The sequence below is a fragment of the Candidatus Jordarchaeum sp. genome, from assembly GCF_052745115.1.
The window spans coordinates 1-5336 of record NZ_JBRAKS010000271.1; the positions used below are offsets into that span (position 1 = coordinate 1).

General features: G+C 39.6%; 3 protein-coding genes. All 3 read right to left on the reverse strand.

All coding sequences use genetic code 11. The annotated features are described in order from the left end of the window. Positions 1-7 precede the first annotated feature (7 nt). A complete protein-coding gene (locus ACUVXA_RS15680; RefSeq protein ID WP_445872223.1) occupies positions 8-1702 on the reverse strand; it encodes a hypothetical protein in 1695 nt (564 codons plus the stop codon). 1533 nt (positions 1703-3235) lie between these two features. Then, on the reverse strand, positions 3236-3613 hold the full coding sequence (locus ACUVXA_RS15685) for a cyclophilin-like fold protein (protein WP_445872224.1): 378 nt from the start codon (positions 3611-3613) through the stop codon (positions 3236-3238). 183 nt (positions 3614-3796) lie between these two features. Continuing rightward, a complete protein-coding gene (locus tag ACUVXA_RS15690; RefSeq protein WP_445872225.1) occupies positions 3797-5179 on the reverse strand; it encodes a UDP-N-acetylglucosamine 2-epimerase in 1383 nt (460 codons plus the stop codon). Positions 5180-5336 lie beyond the last annotated feature (157 nt).

Consider the following 5336-nt stretch of genomic DNA (forward strand, 5'->3'; position numbering starts at 1 on the left):
TGCGAATCTATCGTCCGGTGGAGCCCCCAATGAGTACGTGCTGATTCACGCTCTCCAAGTTCAGGTACGCTTTCTCCTCAAGTATCTTCCCTCCACGTGTGAGCCAGCCCAGCCACAACCCTTCCTCTCCACTGCTACCTGGGCTCGAAACCGGGAAGTCCGCCGTTTTGTCCACTCTGAAGCCCTGAGTTTCCACCGGAATCTGAATCTGCAAAACAGCAGCGGCCTCGAGGTTGGTGAGTTCCAAGTTTGCCCCTGCATGGATTCCCTGAAACTTTTTAATGGTATGCGAAAACTGATGTGAAACTCCCGCCGAACCGGAGCCATTCGCCGAACGGAAACCCGACGCTAGAACCGATGCCAGAGCATCCACAGAGGAGGTTCCCTTCTCATTCCTCTCTGAATTGTTATATACCGCGGCGTAAACTCCCACACGTGTCCTTCCCTCCTCTAAGGTTTTTCTCATCCTCTGCATCTTTTGCTCGTCACTATAATTAATAGCGTTACCGTCCTCCTTCTCCCTCTTCTTGAACTGTTTGTACGAGTAGTTCATCCAAGCATTATTAAACGCGTCTCTGAAGTCTCCGTGGGGGTTTAAGTAGATGTCTACAAAGCCGTTGAGTACATTTTGTATGAAGTGATCATAGAGGGGGCGTAAGGGGGTGGGAGAGTTGGGAACCGCGTTCTCCAAGCGTACCACACTCGCTTGGCTGTAGGGGCGGTTGGAGTTGGCGATCTCGATTTTTAACTCGATTCCGGGTATGTGTGACTCTAGTACTCTCTTGAGCTTGAGGAGATGTTCGGGCTCTGCTAAGAATCCTATGGTAGCCATTCCGTTGTGGAAATCGGTTCGCACAGTCACGCGAACATTCCCCAAGGCTTTGATTAACCCCTGAAACTGGGGGACACCCGAGAAGATGCGGCTCTCGGTGTTTGACAGCGATGCATAGCTTGGATCTCTTAGGGCGTTGAGCTGAGATTCTGCGTGCTCCCTCAGATTCTCCATGTAGTTTTCAGGAATTCTAACTAGGCGAAGGTACTTCAGCTGCTTCTTGAGGGATATGAGGGGAGCCTTATTTTTATCCAGCTCCCATTCTAGCTCCTGCATAAGGTCTTTCTCCGCATTCTCTTTGACTACTCTTTTCTGATGTTTCGTGTAAGCGATTGCGGCTCCAGAGCCGATTAGCGCTGCTCCTCCAATCAGGTAAAGCCCCGTAAGGTTTACACCGGTTATCGTGGTGAGGTTTGGCAGGAGTAGGGTGACGAACAGGAAGCTTATCGCTGTGAGGGTTGCCGTGAGACCTAGAAGTTTCAGGGCTAACCCTCGTTTTCTTTTCACAGCTGCAACTAGGGTGGTGGTAGCAGTAGATGAGAAGACTAGAGATATTAGGAGTTGGGTTCCCTGAAACCACGAATAGTCAGGCAATATTACCGTGGTGGTGAGAAACACTGCTGCAAATACGCCTATCACTAGTAATACCTTTTTGCCCTTCCAGAGCAGTTTTCCTATCCCGGCTAGGATCTTCCAAGTTATTTTCAACTGGGCGCCTAGGATGGAGAAGCCTAGGTCTGGTTTCTTCCAGGTGATAATGGCCAGAATCACCAGCCATATCGCTGTTATCACTATGAGCACGTATAGAATATTGACAAAAAAGTTCCACACACTATCCAAAAACTGATCAAAGAACAGTAAATAAAACATTGCTATCTTCTCCAATTGTTTCGTCTGGCGGTGGAAAAAACTGCTGAAAGAAGCCCGATTTACACAAATATATGAGAGAGGTGAAGCTCTGTAGATGGAATGATGCTTTATTAAGGAAATAGAGCCTCTTTTTCAACAGTAACATCCTTTTTCCACCACTGGTTTTCCTTTTGGATTCTAAGGGTGAAGTATAGTATATTTAAAGGCTTTCGTCCCTCTCTTTTTCTTAGTATTTGGGTATTCTTAGCGCTTTTATCATTATTTAAAATAATTTTTAACCATTAAATATGAATTTAAGTCATTTTATTACTTTTTTTTATTTTTAATGCCTTTAAATTCTTTTCTGAAGGTCTGTTTAAGTCTTGTCAAAAAAAGGTTTTAAAAAAATATTCAACTTTTTCACCATTTTTGATATAAAATTTTATTCTTCCAAGTTTCGAAGAAAACAGCTATCTAGAATAGAATACCCTAGAGAATTTCAAAGATAAAAGATGATTAAACACATAGAACCGCCCCGTTTTTCCATATTTTTCAAAAATATCTGGGAGACTGGATGATATTCCCCATTCTTATGCTGAGCTGAGGGAAAAACACCTATTGTTTCGTCTAAGCGAGCAGATAGGAGTTTATGAGAGAAAATAGGAAAAAATTTCAGCAATATTTTTAGAGTCTGAACTCAAAGGATAAAGAAGTTGCGATGAATTGGGGATACACACGGAAAAATCCTCATTTTAAATGGTCTTTTTTTATGGAAAGTCAGCTTCGAGGCAATGAAAATTTTATATCATTTTTAATGAAAAATTTGAATATTTTTTATAATCCCTTTTCCATCAAGCCAAAATAATCACATGAAAAATGGTTAATAAACAATAAAAATAAAAAATATGACTAAAAATGCTTTTAATTCATTTTTAATACAAAAAAACGGCTCTTTGTAAAGGCTTTATTATGAACGGGGAACGGGTGAACCAATACAAGCATATTCAAGGGATTCTTAGGGGGATGGAGAAATGGCTACAGGAATAGGATGGAAACAAGAAATTGAGTTTCATACACCACCAAATTTAAAACCGTTCAATTAACCCTCCAATCCTTATCTCAAGTTTTGCAGCATTTAAAGTAAAAGGAACATTTTAATCACACTCAGCACTTCCTCAACTCACATCTAGCCAATGGCCATCCCATAGACCCACTAGGATGCTCAACACCAAACCCATGAAAGCCCCATCCGATAACCTAGTCAGAACTAAACCTTGTATAGCTTGCTCACACATAACACGACCTTTAAAAAACTGTACACTAAGAACACGAACCCCAAGTAGCTTCCACCACCATCAAAGGAGTAATTGACAGCCCCCCAAGCTGAAATTCGGCTCAGCACCCATATAAAAATTCTCCACACAAAACCTCCAACACCATACCCCCTGTTAGCGAAAAGTACCATACAAGCGACTCCAAAAGAAACCCACAACAAAACAGTAATTAAAAAAATAAACATTATAACATTTCAACGAAGAACAGAACAACAAACACCTAAACAAGCTCTACCCGAATTAAGTAGCCACGCTTCACTCTAGAAAACATTTCAAGATTCTTAGTAACCTTCCCCACAATATTCACCTCAGAATAAGGCTCAATCTTATCCCGAAACACGCATAAGGCATCCCCAATTGGCCAATAAGCTATTGTTGCTTTCTCAATGTCTTTTGTGGCTTTCTCTAATCCCTTCTTAATGCCTACGTTGAAGTAGACTTCTTTTTCCTGCCACACATTTGCTCTACTTGAAATGGGGAGGGCGTCTCTGAGGGCTTCAACTGTTCTAGGTGCATAGATTCTGTTAAGTTCACCCTCGGCTTCACCCACTTCTTGTACTGTGAATTTTACTTTGAATCGTGATAAATTTTCAGTCATAGTTGATCCCTCGAATTATTTTTTATTAGGTGTAGAAGGCATTAAAAAGATTTCCTCAATATTTTTTAATATCAGGTTGAGATTTTTATTAATTATATACCTTTTCCTTAAATATGACTAGTTTTTCTTGTCAAGAGTATACACATAAATTTCTGAATAACTTATTCCGGTTACTCGCCCTTTTTAGAGATAATCGATGCTTTTCTCTTTTTTAAAGTTAAAAAATTTTTCATGTGCCCATATGAAGGTGCTATATTTTTTGAAAATTCTATCTATGGCATCAATTATTTTTTGGGAAACATTTGATCCATAGATTTTTGGTGCTTTTTTCATTCTTCTACGGTAGTCACTCTTGTAAATATATTGGAGAAAGTCAGGTAAATTTTCAAGGGGAGGCGTTAGGATGTTTGATTCAGACATCACGGATTCTGGTCGGTCTGTGTTGAAGCGACAAGTGAGTGATACACACTCCCCAATAGCATTGAGTTCTTCTTGTTGGGAGCCACTATCTGTTAGGCTTGCCCAGCAGTGTCCTGAGCGGAAAAATTCAATTACGTTGCTGTAGTTTTTCCATAGGGGAGTGAATAGAAAGTTTTCATTCTTTTGGGATAGTTTTTTAATATAATCGGTTAGACCGTAGTGCTCCAGTCCTCGCTTCATTGCTGTTAGTTCTACGAGGCAGACTTTCATCTTGTATTCTAAAACCAGTTTTTTTATAGCGTGAATTATATTTTTAAAGCGGGATTCTATGAGGTTTCCTCGACGATGAATATCAATTCTTAACCATTCATCCTGTTCAAGTTGAGGATAAATTTCAAAAATGCTTTTTTCTGCTTTGTGATTTTTAGTATAATCCACGGCGTCCACAACACTGTTGCCACAAATTGGAATCAATTCGGGATCGTATCCTTCCCGGACTAGATTTTCAAAGTTAATCTTGTGGGGAGCTATAAAGCAGAAGCAACTGGAACCACAAATAAAAGTATCAATTTGTTCTGGAAATGGTTCATTTCTATCAATCAACCAATCTAAGGTCCACTGACTATTTATAAAGTCTTCAAAACCGATTGAACCCTTCACAAAGTCAAACATAGAATTAGGATACATGCCCCTTAATCCTGCTTCGTTTTGAACACACTTTCTTCCCAGACCATAGCTCCAGGCTAAGGGTACAACACCCGCTGTTAGAGTATCGCCGTGAACACAGGGTATGAACTCGGTTTTGGGATATTTTCTTCTCAGATATCTTCCGAATCTAACCATTTTAGAAAATAAATCCACGAATTTATCCGATAAATCACCTCGAATATTTAAATTAGCTACTAGTCGTTCGTCTAAGTGGAATTCATTTAAACCGTATCCTAAAAGCTCATCAAAATGTTGACCAGTGTGAACCACGCCAACGGGTTTCCCTCGCTTCTCACATTCCAGAACTAATGGAAACTGCTTATAGAAATCAGGTTTGGTTGCTACTGTGACCAATAGTGCGTAATCATCAGAAGCAATTTCTTCAAGTTGATTTTCGTATATTTTTGGTTTTTGTAGATTAATATCCCACGAATCCAACCAAATGCACCCTTAAATTAATTTGATAAGCTAGCTGAAAGTAATCGTATAGTATTTTAAGATATAAGATTAACTAAAGGTATTTAACATAAAACTCTAGAGTTGTTAATTCCAGATATTTCTTAAAAAAATAAATTAAATATTTATAATTTATAAT